The sequence below is a fragment of the Phenylobacterium sp. SCN 70-31 genome (assembly GCF_001724605.1).
Taxonomy (GTDB): Bacteria; Pseudomonadota; Alphaproteobacteria; order Caulobacterales; family Caulobacteraceae; genus Phenylobacterium.
The window spans coordinates 156,774-171,873 of record NZ_MEEX01000001.1; the positions used below are offsets into that span (position 1 = coordinate 156,774).

Here is a 15,100-nt window from a genome sequence, read left to right on the forward strand (position 1 = left end):
AGGTTGCTGTGACGACGACAGGCGGGCGTCCCCTTGCGGGCATCGGTGTTGTGGAGTTCGGCGTGGACGCCGGAGTCCGCTACTGCGGCCGGCTCTTTTCGGTCCTCGGCGCCACCGTGGTGCGGGTGAGTGCGGGCGGCGGCCGGCCCTCCGCCTTCGACCTCTGGCTGGACGAGGGCAAGACCTTCGCGGAAACGACCGGCGAAGCGCTCGCCGCCCTGACGACCCGCGGCGCGCGCATCGAGGTGGCGATCGCGGGGCAGGATCACACCTGGGTCGCCAGGGCCGACGCCGACCTGCGGGCGCTCAAGGCCGAGGTTCTCCGCCTCAACCTCACCTGGTTCGGCCGCAACGGGCCGTATGCCGACTGGCAGGGAGACGACGCCCTGATCCTGGCGCTGACGGGGACCGCTCACGGCTTCGGCCCCGTGGAGGGGCCTCCGCTGCTGGCCCAGGGACGCGCGCCCCAGATGCTGGGCGGCGCCACGCTGTTCCTCTCGGGACTCGCGGCGCTATGGGGTCGTCGCACGGGCCGGACGCACGGCCGCGTGGACGTGGACGTTCTCGAAGCCTGCCTCTGCTTCACGGAACATGGGCCGCCGGCCATCGCCGTCTCCGGCGAGCCTTCCACCCGAAAGGGACTCAACCGGTACGGCGCCGGCTATCCCACCGTGGCCTATCCGTCTTCGGACGGCTGGATCGGCGTCACGGCGCACACGCCCGCCCAATGGCGGTCGCTCTGCCAACTCGTCGGCCGCCCCGACCTGCCCGACGACCCGCGCTTCGCCACCGGACCCGACCGCGTCGCGAACGCGGCCGCCCTCGATCAGGAGTTGCGCCCGATCTTCGCGACCGGCGCCACCGGCCAATGGCTCGAAGCCGGGCAGCGTCTCCGCGTTCCGCTGGCGCCCGTGCCGGATCCCGACGCCCTCATCGCCACCGACCACTGGCGCGAGCGGGGCAGCTTCGGTCCGCTCCCGGGAGCCGCGGGCGTCCAGGCGCCGGGCCTCCCCATGCGCGTCGCGTTCGACGGCCAAACCGAGGCCCCCCGACCCGGACACGGACCGGGGCCGCTGTCCGGCCTGCGCGTGATCGACTTCTCGATGGGCTGGGCCGGCCCCCTCGCCACCCGCCATCTGGCCGACCTGGGAGTCGACGTCATCAAGATCGAGACCGAGGACCATTTCGACTGGGCGCGGGGCTGGGCGCCCGTGCCGGGATCCGATCCGCCGGCCCACGAGATCGCCTCGGCCTTCAACCTGATGAACCGCAATAAGCGCGGCGTCGCCCTCGATCTCTCGACTCCTGCAGGTCGTACGCGGGCCAAGGCGCTGGTGGCCGGCGCCGACATGGTGATCGAAAACTTCGGCCCCGGCGTGATGGACAAGCTGGGACTTTCAAAGGAGGTTCTCCGGGCCGCCCGGCCAGGCTTGGTGTTCATCTCGATGGCCGCGTTCGGGGCGACCGGCCCCTGGCGTTCGTTCCGGGCCTACGGCTCGACGGTCGAGCACGCCAGCGGCTTGCCCTTCTTCAACGGCGAAGAGGACTGGCCCCCCAGCCTCCAGCACCTGGCCTATGGCGACCCCATCGCGGGCATCTATGCCGCGGCGATGACCCTTGCGGCGCTGTTCGGGCGCGAGACCCTGGGCGGGGCCGACATCGACCTGTCGCAGGTGGAGTGCCTGTTCCAGCTGGGCGCGGAATCCCTCATCCGCATGCAGGTCGAAGGGCCGAGAGTTCGCATGGGCAGCCGCAATCCCGACATGGCGCCACGCTGCGTGGCGCCGGCGGCAGGCGACGACGCCTGGGTCGCCATCGCCTGCCCTGACGAGGCGTCATGGCGCGCGCTCGCCCACGCCATCGGCCGCGTGGACTGGCTGTCCGACCCAGACCTGGCCACGCCCCAGGGACGCAACGCCCGCGCCGCGGAGATCGAGGCCGTCGTCGCGGCCTGGACGACCGGCCGCGACGCTCGGACGGCCGCGACGGTTCTGCAGGCGGCGGGCGCCTGCGCCGCCCCGGTGCTCGCACCGCACGATCTCGCCCACGACCCGCATGCGAGAGCGAACGCCACCTGGGGCTGGATGACCCGAACCCACGTCGGATCCCATATGATGCTGGCGCCGCCCTATCGCATCGACGGCGTGCGACCCGCGCTACGGTCGCCCGCGCCCCTTCTGGGGGAACATACGAACCGGGTCCTGAGTGCTCTCGACATCGCCGAAAGGCCTCGCGAAGCGCTGGAGGCTTAGCCACGTCTCTAGCGCGAAGGCCCCCCGAAGACTGGCGGAAATGTGGGAAGAGTTCGGCGAAGGATTTGGCGAAGGATTCTGGGCGACCCCGAGGTCGCCCAGGCGCGCCGCGCATGTCAGGCGTAGGGGTCGGTGCCCGTATGGATGAAGGGCGCCACGCGCTCACCGTCCACGTTCTGCGGATCGACGTAGGGATAGAGGGGCCGGCCCACCAGCCGGTCCAGTTCCGGATACTTCTGCCGGAGTTGGGCCGAGACCGTACGGTCGTACAGCGCCTGAGGACGCATGTAGGTGCGCATGTAGTTCTGGACCAGGGTGATCCTCAGGCCGTCTTTGTTGCGCGGCAGCGAGCCATGCCACGTGGCGCCGTTCCAGATGGCCAGCGAACCGGCCCTGGCGATCAGCGGAACGGTGCGGATCGGAGAGGTCTCCATGTCGGCCTCGTACGGCAGGGTGGCCCGGCCGTACTTGTGGCTGCCCGGCGCGAAGATGGTGGGACCATCCTCTTCGCCCGCATAGTCGGTGCAAAGCCAGGAGGCGTTGCACATGTGGGCGATGCTGCCGCCGCCCGGCGGAATGCCGTGGGAATCGCTGTGCAGCGCGTGAGTGCGACCTTCGCGGCCCTTGATGATCCAGGTCTGCCCCGAAAGGATCGCGCTTTCGCCCAACAGCCAGCGAACGAGGGCCAGCATCACCGGGTTGGTCGCAGCCTCGACGAAGACCTCGTCCTCCTCCAGCACGTCCCACTTGTTGGGATCGATCGCCGCCTTCGACGGCGAAGCCGTCAGCGGATCTCCGATCGGGATGCCGTTCCGCTTCTCGCAGGTGCGCAGCATGGCGTCGCGCAACCGCTCGGCGAAGCCGTCCGCCGACCGGATCTTCTCGGGCGGCACGACGGTGAAGCCATACGCTTCGAGTTCCACGACATGCTCGAACAGGTCGTATCGGGCGATCTCACGCATGATGGCGTCGGCGTGGGGCGACGCCCCGCAGTCCGAGATTCTCATGGTCTGGTCTCCTTCCTCTCGGGCGGCTAGCGGGCGCCGAAGCGGTAGGTGAGCTCCACCCCGAACGTGCGGGGCTCGGCGTACAGCTTCTGGGCGACCCCGAGGCTCTGGAGCGCGAGCGCGCCGGCAAAGGCGTAGGTCTTGTCCGTGAGGTTCTTGACGAACAGTCCGGCGTCCACGTTCTCGCGCCCGAACACCCCGGTCCAGTCAAGCCGAGCGCTCATGACGAGGAAGCCCGGTTCCGACACCGTGTCCTTCATCGAGCCTTCGGCCAGAATGACGGTCGGATTGTTGGAGTAGACCTCGATGTAGCGCTGGGCCTGGTCGCTCAGCCACGACCGCGACTGCCATGAAGCCGTCACCGAGCCCTTCAGCGCCCCATACTCCTCCTGCATCGGCACGTCGTACTGCGCGGTGACGCTGAGCTTGTGCTTCGGCGTGTTGGCGAAGGGGTTGTTGGACAGGTCGATGTTGGTCCCGGCAGGCGCAGCGCCGAGCGGATCCGAACCGGTCCACTTCGTATATTCGGCGTCGGTGTAGCTGTAGGTGCCGATCAGACTCACCCGGTCGAACATCAGGAAGCCTTCGGCCTCGAAGCCCTTGATCGTCGCCGCGGCCACGTTGGCGGTGAAGGCGATGTTCTGGCCGGCCGGGGTGATCGCGTTCACGCCCCGCTGGATGTTCGAATAGTCGTCCTTGTATGCGGCGACGTTCAGGCGGCCGCGGGCTGCGCCCAGGAAGAAGTCCAGCTTCGCCCCGATCTCGGTGTCGATCACCGATTCCGATTCATACTGCGGCACGAAGCCCGGAACCGCCGCAGCGCCCTGGATCGTATTGAGACCGCCCGGCTTGTAGCCACGACGGCGCGTGGCATAGACGAGCAGGTCGTCGTTGACCTTCCAGTCCAGAGCGAAGGTATAGCCGGGGCCACTGCCCTTGGTGATCGAGCGGCTCACGGCGCCCGGCGTGACCAGCCCAGAGGGATAGGACACCACCGCCGCCGCGCTGACGTTCGTCACCTCGGTGTGGGTCTTGCGATAGCCCGCCGTGAACTTCAGCCCTTCCAGGCCCACCCGTCCCAGGTCGGCGGTGAACTGTCCGAAGTAGGCGGTCTCGCGATTGTGGCCGGCCAGCGCCATGGGCGTCGCCGAAATGGGCCCCAGGTTCGGCGTGCCGACGCCGCCGAAGGTGCGGTTGAGGTTGGTGCTGCCGCGCAGGCCCTCGGAGACGGGCTGGTTCTGATAGTAGTAGCCCGCGATCCAGATCAGGGCGTTGTCGTAGACCGAGCCGTTGATCTGGAATTCGTTGGTGAACGTCTTGTTGAACTTGCCGGTGTCGCCGACCAGTTGGCCGTTGATCCACTGCGACTGGCTGGAGGTGCCGAACGCCGAGGCGTTGAGGTCGAACGGGGTCGCCGAGTAGTTGCCGGCCACCAGGTTGCGGGCCTGCTGGAAGCTGAAGATGTTCTTCACGCCGAACTCGAAGGCTCCCACCGACGGCAGGGTGATCTCGGTCGTGTTCACGAGGTCGTGGCGGTTGATGTATTCGCGGTTCGGATAGGCCGTGCCCGTGGTCATCCGGCGCAGGTTGTCCCCACCCCGGCGGCTGTTCTCCACCTCGGTCACCAGGGCCGCGCGGATGTCGGCGAGGATCTGCACCCGCTGCGCCTGGCAGGTCGCCACATCGGCCGAGAAGCCGAACTGCACGGCTTGGCCGCAGACAGCGGTGAAGGCGGCGGCGTTTCGATTCAGGTTCGCAAGACCCAGGTTGGCGCCGATCGTGACCCGGGCGGCCGTGGTCGAGTCGAAGTCGTAGTAGTTGTAGAAGAGCGTGTTCTTGAACCAGTCGGCCGGCTTGAACAGCAGACTGGCGCGCAGCGAGCGGCTGTCGTCGCCGTCCATGTGCTGGCCGGTGATGGTGTTCTCGACATAGCCCTTGCGATGGGTCCGGTTCAGCGCCAGGCGGAACGCCAGGGCGTCCTCGATGATCGGCACGTTCAGCACCAGATTCAGGTCGCTGCGGTCGAGATTGCCGAACTTGCCGTTGACCGACCCGTAGAAGTCGTCGGCGGTCGGCGCATTGGGCCCGATGAGCACGGCGCCGCCGGCCGTCGCCCGGCCGAACAGGGTGCCCTGCGGCCCCTTCAGAACCTGCACCGAACCGATGTCGAAGAACGGCATCGAAGGGCCGGTCGGGCCGAACGGCGCCTCGGCGAAATAGGAAGTGACCGAACCGCCGCCGAACAGGCCCTGGCCGATCCCGCGGATCGAGTAGTTGGCCGAGTTGCGACTGAACACCGAGTTTGCGCCACCGACCGACAAGGACGGAATCACAACCTGAAGGTCGCTGGCGTTGTAGATCTGGCGGTCCTGAAGTCCCTGCCCGCTGACCGCGGTGACGGCCGCGGGCACGTCCTGAAGATTCTCTTCGCGCCGGCGGGCGGTGACGATGACCTCGTCGAGCGACGTCGCCGACGGCGTGTCAGCCACGACCTCGGCGAGTGCGGGCGGTGCCGCCAGGCTGACGACGAGGACGCCGATGGCCGAGCCGTATTGGAGCGCGAGCTTTCTGGTGAACATGAATTCCCCCTCTGGTTGTCGCCACCCCAGCCTTCTGGACGCCTGTCTGAAGTCCTGGCTCGCTGAGTGGTAACGTGTTTTATTGCCCGAAGGTAACGCGTTATTCCCGGGTAGGCAAGGCGTTGAAAAGCCGTCTGCCCCGACGCCCCTTGAGGAGGAAGCATGCTCTCGGACAGAAAGATGGAGATGGCGAGGACGCCCGATGTGAGCCTCATCCGCACCCTCACGGAGAGGGCCGACTCCACCCCGGACAAGGCCTATGTCGTCGACATCGAAGGACGCACGCTCACCTATGCCGAGACCGTGTCGGCGGCGCAGCGATGGGCCGGCGCCTGGCGGCGCGCGGGCGTGTCGGCGGGCGACCACGTGGTCACCATGCAGTACAACACCATCGAGTCCCTTCTGGGCTGGTTGGGACTGGCCTGGCTCGGGGCCGTCGAGGCGCCGGTCAACACCGACTACCGCAGCGACCTTCTGGCCCACGCCCTCAACCTGACCCGGGCCCGGGTGGTGCTCGTCCTGGACCGGTTCCTCGATCGGATCGCCGAGGTGGCCGACCGGCTGGAGCATCTTCGCGCCATCGTGGTGATCGACGGTCCGGCCCGACCCTGCGCGGACTTCGAGGTCACGGCCGGCGAGGCCTTCCTCGCCGGAGCCGAAGCGCCAACAGACCTGGAGATCCCAGCGCCTTGGGACATCATGAACGTGCTCTTCACCTCGGGCACCACGGGGCCGTCCAAGGCCGTCCGCCTGCCCTGGGCCCAGATGCACGCGATGGTGACGGGATCGTTCCGGATCGAGGACTTCGGGCCCGACGAGGTCGTCTACAACGCCGGCCCGACCTACCATGTCGGCGCCAAGGTGTTCCCTTACCTGGCGGCGCTCTGCGGCGGCCGACACCTGATGCGTCCCTTCATCAGCCGCAGCGCCGTGGCCTCGGAATATCTGCAGTTCGGCGTCACCGTCGGCGGCGTGGTCCATGACTGGCTGGCCGAGCCCGAGCAGCCCGACGATGCGCAAAGGCCGCTGAAATTCCTGCTCACCCCCTACCGCGACCCCGCGGCCGAGCCGTTCGCGCGCCGGTTCGGCTGCCGGCGCTTTGGCGTGTTCAACATGACCGAGGTCAGTTCGCCCATCCAGTTCCGGGACTGGGACGCCGCCGTCCACGACGAGGCGGGTCGGATGAGCTGCGGCGTTCTTCGGGAGGGTTATGACGCGCGCATCGTCGATGCGCACGACCAGCCCGTACCGGACGGCCAGCCCGGCGAGCTGATCGTCCGCGCCGACCGTCCCTGGGTGATGAACGCGGGCTACCTCAACAATCCCGAGGCCACCGCGGAAGCCTGGCGCAACGGCTGGTTCCACACGGGCGACGCCATGTACCGCGACGCCGACGGCAACTTCTTCTTCCTCGACCGGATCAAGGACGCCATCCGCCGGCGTGGCGAGAACATCTCCAGCTTCGAGGTCGAGGCCTACGTCAACGCGCATCCCGCGGTGGCGCTCTCGGCCGCGGTCGCGGTGAAGAAGAACGAGCACGCCGGCGCCGACGAGGAGATCAAGATCGTGGTCCAGCGCGTCGCCGGACAATCGCTCTCGGCCGAGGACCTGATCCGCTGGCTCATTCCGCGGATGCCGCGCTTCATGACGCCGCGCTATGTGGCGTTCATGGACGCCCTGCCCCTCACGCCCACCCAGAAGGTGCGCAAGAAGGTGCTGCGGGAGGCGGGCCTCGGCCCCGATGTCTGGGACCGCGAGGCCGCCGGGATCGAAATCCCCCGCTGAGACCGACCGGGCGCGAGGCGGGGGCGCCCGCCTCGGCATGCCGACTCTTCACCAGGTGTCGATGAACGGCCGCTTCTTGCCCTCGCGTCGGGGGATCGGCGTGCTTTCGAGACCGGCGACGATCCATGTCCGCGTCTCGGCCGGGTCGATCACGTCGTCGAAGTCGAAGCCCATGGCCACGTTCAGGGCCTTGCCCTGCTCGTAGGCGTTGGTCACCATCTTCTGGAAGGCGGCCTCGCGTTCCTCCGGGTCGGCGATGGCTTCCAGTTCCTTGCGGTAGCCCAGCTTCACGGAACCCTCCAGGTTCATGCCGCCGAACTCGCCGCTCGGCCAGGCGATCGTGAAGAACGAAGCGTGCGAGCACCCGCCGGCCATGGCGAGGATGCCCAGGCCGTACCCCTTGCGCAGCACGATGGTGAACACAGGCACCGTCAGGTTGGGGCCCGTCACGAACATCCGGCAGCAGTGGCGGATCAGCCCGGTCTTCTCGGCCTCGGGTCCCACCATGTTGCCGGGCGTATCGGCCAGCACCACCAGGGGAATATCGAAGGCGTCGCAGAGCTGCATGAAGCGGGCGGCCTTGTCGGCGGCCTCCGAGTCCACGGCGCCGCCCAGGTGCGCCGGATTGTTCGCGATGATCCCGACCGGCCGGCCTTCGATCCGCGCAAGGGCGGTGACCATGCCCAGTCCGAACCCCTTGCGCAGTTCCAGCACCGTTCCTTCGTCGGCCAGCGTCTCGATCACCTCGCGGATGTCGTAGACGCGCACCCGGTTCTCAGGGATGAGGTGGCGCAGTCGCCGCTGGTCGGCGCACGACCACGTCGGCAGCCGTCCCTGGAAGTACGACAGATAGCGCTTGGCCGCCTCGACCGCCTCGGCCTCGTCGCGGACCACGATATCGACGACCCCGCCCGGAACCTGCACCGAGAGCGGCCCCACCTCGTCCGGGGTATAGACACCCAGCCCGCCGCCCTCGATCACGGCCGGCCCACCGACCCCGATGGTGGAACCTTCGGTGGCGATGATGACGTCGCAACAGCCCAGCAGCACCGCCGCGCCGGCGAAACAGCGGCCGTTGGTGATCCCGATCTGGGGAACCAGGGCGCTGAGGCGGCCTTGCAGCATGAACGCCTTCACGTTGAAGATGCCGCCGCCCGAGACGCGGTCGGTATCGCCGGGCCGCCCGCCGCCGCTCTCCGAGAAGTAGATGACCGGCAGCCGCCACTTTTCGGCCAGTTCGAACAGGCGGTCGGTCTTCTCGTGGTTCTTCATGCCCTGGGTGCCGGCCAGCACCATGTAGTCGTACGACATCACCACACAGCGGGACGCCTCAGGGCCGAAGATGTCGCCATTCACCCGGCCGACGCCGGTGACCATGCCGTCCGCCGGCGTCGTGCGGATGAGTTCCTCGACCGGATTGCGCAGCCGGCGCCCGGCGATCACCAGCCCCCCGTACTCCACGAACGAACCTGGGTCGCACAGGTCGTCCACATTCTCGCGCGCTGTGCGGAAGCCCAGCTTGCGCCGCTTGGCCACCGCCTCGGGTCGGGCGACGTCGAGCAGAAGGTCGTGCCGGTCGAGGACCTCGCGCAGGTCGGGGCGGACATGGTCGAGGTCGATGGCGTCGCCATCGTCGGCCGCCGTCTCGCCGAGGTCGGCCGGCTCCACGAACACCAGGCTCTGGCCTTCCGACACGGTGTCGCCCACCGCCACCGCATGGAGACGCACGACGCCATCGACGCCGGCGGCGACGAGGTGCTCCATCTTCATGGCCTCCAGCACCGCGACGGGCTCGTTCGCCCGGACCTCCGCGCCCACCGCGACGGCGAGGCTGACCACCGTTCCCTGAAGAGGCGCCTCGACCGCCTGGGTTCCGGGCGGCCCCGTCACGTCGGCCGCGCGAGTGTCGGCGGCGCCCGAGGCGTCCAGCTCGAAGTTCACCGAAGGCGCCGAAAGCTCCGCGGCGGCGGCCAGCTGGCCGGCCCGCGTCTCCATGAGCGCCGTGGTCCAATCCCCCGCCACGAAGACCGGATCGCGCAGGATGGCGCGCAGGAACGGGATGTTGGTCGGCGCGCCTTCGATCCGGAACTCGGCCAGCGCCCGGTCGGCGGCGCGATAGAGCGCGGCCTGGTCGCCTGCCGCATCGTGGACGATCACCTTGGCCAGCAGGGAATCGAACCGGACGCTGGTCGCGTATCCGGTGTAGCCGAAGCCATCCACGCGGACGCCGGCGCCCGACGGCGGCTCGTAGGCGGCCAGGACGCCGGCGGCCGGACGCGCCGTCCCGTCGTCGGCCATCCGCTCCAGGTTCACCCGGGCCTGGACCGCGACGCCGCGCACAGGCGGCGGGCCATCGGCGAGACCCAGGTCGGCCAGGCTGCGCCCGCTGGCCACCGCGAGCTGGAGGTCTACGAGATCCAGGCCCGTCACCGCTTCGGTGACGGTATGCTCCACCTGGAGCCGGGCGTTGGCTTCGATGAAGGCGTGTCCGCCGCCCGGCTCCACCAGGAACTCGATCGTGCCGACCCCACGATAGCGCACCGCCCGACCCAGCTCGACCGCCGCCTCCAACAGCCGCAGCCGCACCGCCGGGTCCAGTCCTCGGGCGGGCGCCAGTTCGACGATCTTCTGGCGCTGGCGCTGGACGCTGCAGTCGCGATCCCACAGGTGGATGACCCGTCCCGAGCCATCGCCCAGAATCTGCACCTCGATATGACGCGCGCGGGGCATCAGCCGTTCGACATAGAGGTCGCCGACACCGAAGGCCGACAGCGCTTCGGAGGCGCAGCGTTCATAGGCCGCCGCCAGGTCCTCGGGCCGCTCGACGGGCCGCATGCCTCGCCCGCCGCCGCCGGCCACAGCCTTGACCATCACGGCGCCGCCAGGTCCCAGGTCGCGCAGGAACGCAGCGGCCTCGGCAAGGCTCGTCGGCCCTTGTGTGCCGTCCAGGGTGGCGACGCCGCAATGGCGGGCGATCTGACGCGCCGCGGCCTTGTCGCCGAACGCGTCGAGGGTCTCGGGTTCCGGCCCCACGAAGGTGAGGCCGGCGTCTCGGCAGGCCCGCGCGAACGCCGCCGACTCGCTGAGGAAGCCGTAGCCGGGGTGGACGGCGTCGGCGCCGGCGGCCGCGGCCGCCGCAAGAACGCCCGCCGCATCCAGATATGCGGCCGGTCCGACGCCGCTGAGCGCCACGGCCTCGTCCGCCCGGCGCACATGCAGGGCGCGGGCGTCGTCCTCCGAGTGCACGGCGACGGTCGGGAGCCCCAGCCGCGCGGCCGTACGCGCGATGCGGATGGCGATTTCGCCGCGATTGGCGATCAGAAGCTTTTCCACGGAACCCCTACTGCCTTTGCATCGCCGCGCGTTCCTCGCGCTCCAGGTCGGCCAGGATTTCGGCATGCCGCTGCCGGCTGAGCGGGTAGGCCCACATGATGCTCATCGAGATGCAGGTGAAGATCAGCATGGCCGGGCCGTAGAGAACGGCCAGTTGCACCGTGGCTTCGTGCGGCACGGCGTCGACCGGAACGCCCCGCGGAAACCGGATGACATCCAGCGCCACCCCCGCGATCGCGCCGCCGACGCCTAGCGAAGCCTTGCGCGTGAACGCGCTGGCGCCAAACAGGAAGCCCTCGGATCGCCCGCGGAACCGGTGATGATAGGCGTCGGCCACATCCGCCAGCATGGCGCCCGCCACCACGACGGCCGGACCGCCGATGAAGCCCGATACGAAGGTGCTGGTCGCCAGGATGACGGTCAGCAGCCCCTTGTCCTCCAGCGGTATGACCCCCGCCAGCCCGAGGCCGATCGTTGCCGCCGGGACGATGACCGAAAAGACCACGCACGCCACATAGACCGGCTTCTTGTCGAACCGGTGCGCCAGCGCGCGGGCGATGAAGGCGCCGGCCATGAAACCGAAGACATTGGCCACCAGCACCATCTGGACGCCCGTCGGCGGCAGCCTCCAGAAGTAGGTGTTCAAGTGGATGTTCAGCGCCGCCTGCACGCCCCCCAGCACGTACGAGATCAGGATCGCGACGAAATAGATCGTGAACGCCTTCAGTCGGAACGCCGTGAGCAGGTTCCGGATCAGGCCCCCACTGCCCATCGCCAGGCTGCCGTTCGCGGCGCCGCGCGCATATCCTTCCTGGGCGCGGCGCTGGGTGCCCAGAGCCGAGACGAAGATCACCACGATCACGATGGCGCCGCAGAACAGCGCCAGGGGCTGGTAGGCCTCGGGATTGAGCTGGCCGTTCGGAAACGCTTCGGTGGGGCGGAAGAACAGGCTGAACGCAAGGCCCAGCACCGCCAGCCGCCCGATATAGGCGAACATCGCCCGATAGCCGCTGACCGACACCCGCTCCTTGAAGTCGCTGCTCAGTTCGGCGCCCAGAGCCATGTGGGGCACGAAGTAGAACGACTGCATCAACCGGCCCACCGCGGTGAATCCCAGCAGCCAGGCGAACAGGCCCCACTGGCCCAGCGTGTCCGGGGGGCTGAAGAGCAGGAACAGGCAGATCGCCAGCGGAACCGGCGCCAGGTAGAGGAACGGATGTCGCCGGCCCAGGCGGGATCGGAAGTTGTCCGAGATGTTGCCGATGATCGGATCGGTGATCCCGTCAAACACCAGGGCGATCAGCAGGGCCAGCCCCGTGAGCGAGCCCGACAGGCCCACGACCTGGACATAGAAGAAGAACAGGAACGTCTCGAGGGCGGCGGTCTTCACGCCCTCCGCCGCCTCGCCCAGGCCGTAGCTCAGCTTTGTGGCCAGGGGCAGGCGTCCTTCTCTCTCCGAAAGGTTCGCCGGCTTCGGGTCGCTCGCCGCCTCCACCACGCTCGCCATGAAGATCCCCGCCCCATCTGTTGTTGGTAATTTGTTACCAGTAACGCCGACCCCGAGGCGTCGGGTCAAGTGGAACCTGTCGGAGAACCGTCCCGCTCGGGCGCCGAAATGGGGCGGCTCCCTGGGGAAGAGCCGCCCGAAAGACGGAGACCATCGCCTCGCGTCCCTTGAGTTTCGCAACGGGGAGGAACGCCGCGCCCAGCTTGGTAACGAGTTATCTTGATGGCCGCAAGCGTTGCGCGACGCCCCCACGCCTGCGGGATTCTCGCCACGAAACCCACACGGCCGGCACGATCGCGCAGAGCGACGCCAGTCCTCGGGAATCCACGCACCGTGAAGCATGGCGGCGGCGCCTTGACGCGCAAGACCTCACTGCAATACCGGGCCTATGCTCCCGGCCACATCATCCGCCCTGTCCGACGCCCATCTTCCCGAGTTCCCGAACCACTATCGGGGCAAGGTGAGAGACACCTACGACCTCGCCGACGGGCGGCTCATCATCATCGCGTCGGATCGGCTGAGCGCCTTCGACCGGATCCTGGCGGCCATTCCCCACAAGGGTCAGGTGCTGACACAGACGGCCCGATACTGGTTCGAGAAGACGGCGGACATCTGCCCGAACCACATCCTGGACTATCCCGACCCCAATGTGGTCGTGGGACGGCGGCTGAGCATCCTTCCGGTCGAGATCGTGGTGCGCGACTATCTCGCCGGAACGACGGGCACCTCGATCCTCAGCCTCTACAAGCAGGGTCGGCGCAGCCTGTACGGCCACACCTTTCCGGACGGCCTGCGCGACAATGCGCGCCTGCCTCAACCGATCATCACGCCCACCAGCAAGGCGTTCGACGGGGGCCACGACGAGCCGCTGACAGCGGACGAAATCCTGGCCCGCGGGCTGCTGACGGCGACGCAGTGGGAGACCGTCTCGGCCTACGCCCTGGCGCTGTTCGATCGCGGCCGGCGGCTCGCCGAGGACCGGGGACTGATCCTGGTCGACACGAAGTACGAGTTCGGGCTCGACACGGAAGGCCGGATCGTCCTGGCCGACGAAATCCACACCCCGGACTCCAGCCGCTATTGGATCGGCGAAACCTATCCCGAGCGGTTCGCCGCGGGAGAGCGCCCGGACTCGTTCGACAAGGACTACGTGCGCAGTTGGGTCGCGGCCCGCTGCGATCCCTATGTCGATCCCATTCCCGAGATCCCGGACGAACTGGTCGCCGGCGCCTCGAAAGTCTACGTTGACGCCTTCGAGACGATCACGGGCCAGACGTTTCAGCCACCGGCGGCGGGCGAACCGGTGCTCGATCGCATCCGCCGCAACCTGGCGCCCTACCGCCCCTGACCGCGCCGCTCAGGGCGTCGGGCTGGCCCCGAGCGCCTCGAAGACGCCGCTGTAGCCGGCGCTGGACCCTGTTCCGACCTGCGCCCGCACGTACTTCAGGATCCGCTCTCGGACCTCGGCGGCCTCTGGAAACTCACGGTCCGTCCAGAAGCGGCGCGCGGGATCGAAGTAGCCGATCCGGGCCAGGAACGACGCCCCGTAGTATTGGCTATCCTGCGACGAGCCGTCGGCCAGGCTCGGTTCGAAGGAGCCGTCCGCCTGCAGGGATTCGGTGAGGCACCACGCGAGCATCGCTTCGATCTCGGTCGTCATCCGCGCCCGCTGGTCGGCGGTGGCGTGCGGCCACGCGTACTGAAAGATCGTGACCACATCCATGCTCATGTGGTTCCAGTAGCGTCCGCGCCACCGCCAGCCCTGCGGATAGTCGTAGTCCCGAACCGCCAGGGTCGTCTCGATGATCCGGGGCCAGTTCGGCACCTCGCCCCGAAGGTACGAAATCACATGGAAGGTGGTGCTGAGGTCTCCGCCGAAGCGGAAGCCGTCCTCCTGCCGATATTGCTGCCCCCAGAACCCGGTCGCAGGATCCTGTTGCTGCGCCACGATATCGAGCAGCGCCTGTCGCAGGGCCGGATCGGGGCTGTAGTTCTGGGGCCGGCCATGGACCAGCATCCGGATCAGGACGGACAGAGTCTCGTTGTACTCCCGGCCGTGATCGAGCCCGGTGGTCCGCACATCCGAAACGGCGAGCGCCTCGAGGCGACGGCGGAGCTTTTCGGGCGTCGCGACCGGTTCGAGGAAGGCGGGCAGCGGCTGTGGCTCGGTGGGCGGCGCGCCCTGCGTGGAGAGACGATCGTAGGTCGCGTAGAGCTTGAGATACCACTGGTTGAAGCAGCTTCCCCACAGGCCGTCGGCGTCCGGCCGATCGTCCTGCGGAGCGGTCATGGCCGCCTGAAGCGCCGCGATGCGCTCGTCGATGCGTTCGAAATCCGCGGAGGTGGGTATCAGCGAGATGACCTCGAACAGGATCTGATGGGCGCAGGTGTTCACCCGCCCCTTTCGCTCCCCCCGGATCAGCGTCGCCGCCAGGGTGCGCGTGGCGTCGGTCCGCTTGCGACGCGCCTCCACATATCCGGGATCGAAGGCCAGGAAGTCGGCTTCCAGGCGCGCGGCGTCAGGTCCCGGTCCGGGGACAGAGCCAGGCCCGGGCGTCGTCGCATAGCCCGATGGCGCGGCCACGAGCATGGCCGCCAGGGAAAGAAGCACCAGCCTCATCGAAGCCTCCGCGAAGT

Annotated in this window: 8 protein-coding genes; 3 read left to right on the forward strand and 5 right to left on the reverse strand. The window is 68.4% G+C overall.

The genetic code is table 11. The annotated features are described in order from the left end of the window. The first annotated feature begins 8 nt into the window (after positions 1-8). A complete protein-coding gene (locus tag ABS78_RS00800) occupies positions 9-2,252 on the forward strand; it encodes a CoA transferase (protein WP_293373897.1) in 2,244 nt (747 codons plus the stop codon). Between the two features lie 116 nt (positions 2,253-2,368). On the opposite strand, the gene ABS78_RS00805 is transcribed toward ABS78_RS00800, so the two are convergent. Then, positions 2,369-3,259 carry a phytanoyl-CoA dioxygenase family protein gene (locus ABS78_RS00805; protein ID WP_293373899.1) on the reverse strand — a complete coding sequence of 297 codons (891 nt, stop codon included), beginning with the start codon at positions 3,257-3,259 and terminating at the stop codon, positions 2,369-2,371. A 26-nt stretch (positions 3,260-3,285) separates the two neighbouring features. Next, positions 3,286-5,838: a TonB-dependent receptor gene (locus tag ABS78_RS00810; RefSeq protein WP_293373901.1), complete on the reverse strand. Its 2,553-nt coding sequence runs from the start codon at positions 5,836-5,838 to the stop codon at positions 3,286-3,288. A gap of 162 nt (positions 5,839-6,000) precedes the next feature. Between ABS78_RS00810 and ABS78_RS00815 the strand changes: the two genes are divergently transcribed. Continuing rightward, the gene (locus ABS78_RS00815) at positions 6,001-7,623 is read left to right on the forward strand and encodes an AMP-binding protein (protein ID WP_293373903.1); all 1,623 of its coding nucleotides are present in this window, start codon (positions 6,001-6,003) and stop codon (positions 7,621-7,623) included. Positions 7,624-7,671: 48 nt separating this feature from the next. On the opposite strand, the gene ABS78_RS00820 is transcribed toward ABS78_RS00815, so the two are convergent. Both ABS78_RS00820 and ABS78_RS00825 read right to left on the reverse strand, forming a co-directional pair. Next, positions 7,672-10,956: a carboxyl transferase domain-containing protein gene (locus ABS78_RS00820; RefSeq protein ID WP_293373905.1), complete on the reverse strand. Its 3,285-nt coding sequence runs from the start codon at positions 10,954-10,956 to the stop codon at positions 7,672-7,674. Between the two features lie 7 nt (positions 10,957-10,963). Next, positions 10,964-12,463 carry an MFS transporter gene (locus ABS78_RS00825; protein ID WP_293373907.1) on the reverse strand — a complete coding sequence of 500 codons (1,500 nt, stop codon included), beginning with the start codon at positions 12,461-12,463 and terminating at the stop codon, positions 10,964-10,966. Positions 12,464-12,851: 388 nt separating this feature from the next. On the opposite strand from ABS78_RS00825, the gene ABS78_RS00830 reads away from it, so the two are divergent. Next, the gene (locus ABS78_RS00830) at positions 12,852-13,811 is read left to right on the forward strand and encodes a phosphoribosylaminoimidazolesuccinocarboxamide synthase (protein ID WP_293373909.1); all 960 of its coding nucleotides are present in this window, start codon (positions 12,852-12,854) and stop codon (positions 13,809-13,811) included. A gap of 9 nt (positions 13,812-13,820) precedes the next feature. On the opposite strand, the gene ABS78_RS00835 is transcribed toward ABS78_RS00830, so the two are convergent. Then, on the reverse strand, positions 13,821-15,083 hold the full coding sequence (locus ABS78_RS00835) for a hypothetical protein (RefSeq protein WP_293373911.1): 1,263 nt from the start codon (positions 15,081-15,083) through the stop codon (positions 13,821-13,823). Positions 15,084-15,100: the final 17 nt, after the last annotated feature.

Coding starts and splice junctions, on each gene's coding strand:
- ABS78_RS00805 (WP_293373899.1), bottom strand. CDS start 3,259: ATGAGAATCTCGGACTGCGGGGCGTCGCCCCACGCCGACGCCATCATG.
- ABS78_RS00810 (WP_293373901.1), bottom strand. CDS start 5,838: ATGTTCACCAGAAAGCTCGCGCTCCAATACGGCTCGGCCATCGGCGTC.
- ABS78_RS00815 (WP_293373903.1), top strand. CDS start 6,001: ATGCTCTCGGACAGAAAGATGGAGATGGCGAGGACGCCCGATGTGAGC.
- ABS78_RS00825 (WP_293373907.1), bottom strand. CDS start 12,463: ATGGCGAGCGTGGTGGAGGCGGCGAGCGACCCGAAGCCGGCGAACCTT.
- ABS78_RS00830 (WP_293373909.1), top strand. CDS start 12,852: ATGCTCCCGGCCACATCATCCGCCCTGTCCGACGCCCATCTTCCCGAG.
- ABS78_RS00835 (WP_293373911.1), bottom strand. CDS start 15,083: ATGAGGCTGGTGCTTCTTTCCCTGGCGGCCATGCTCGTGGCCGCGCCA.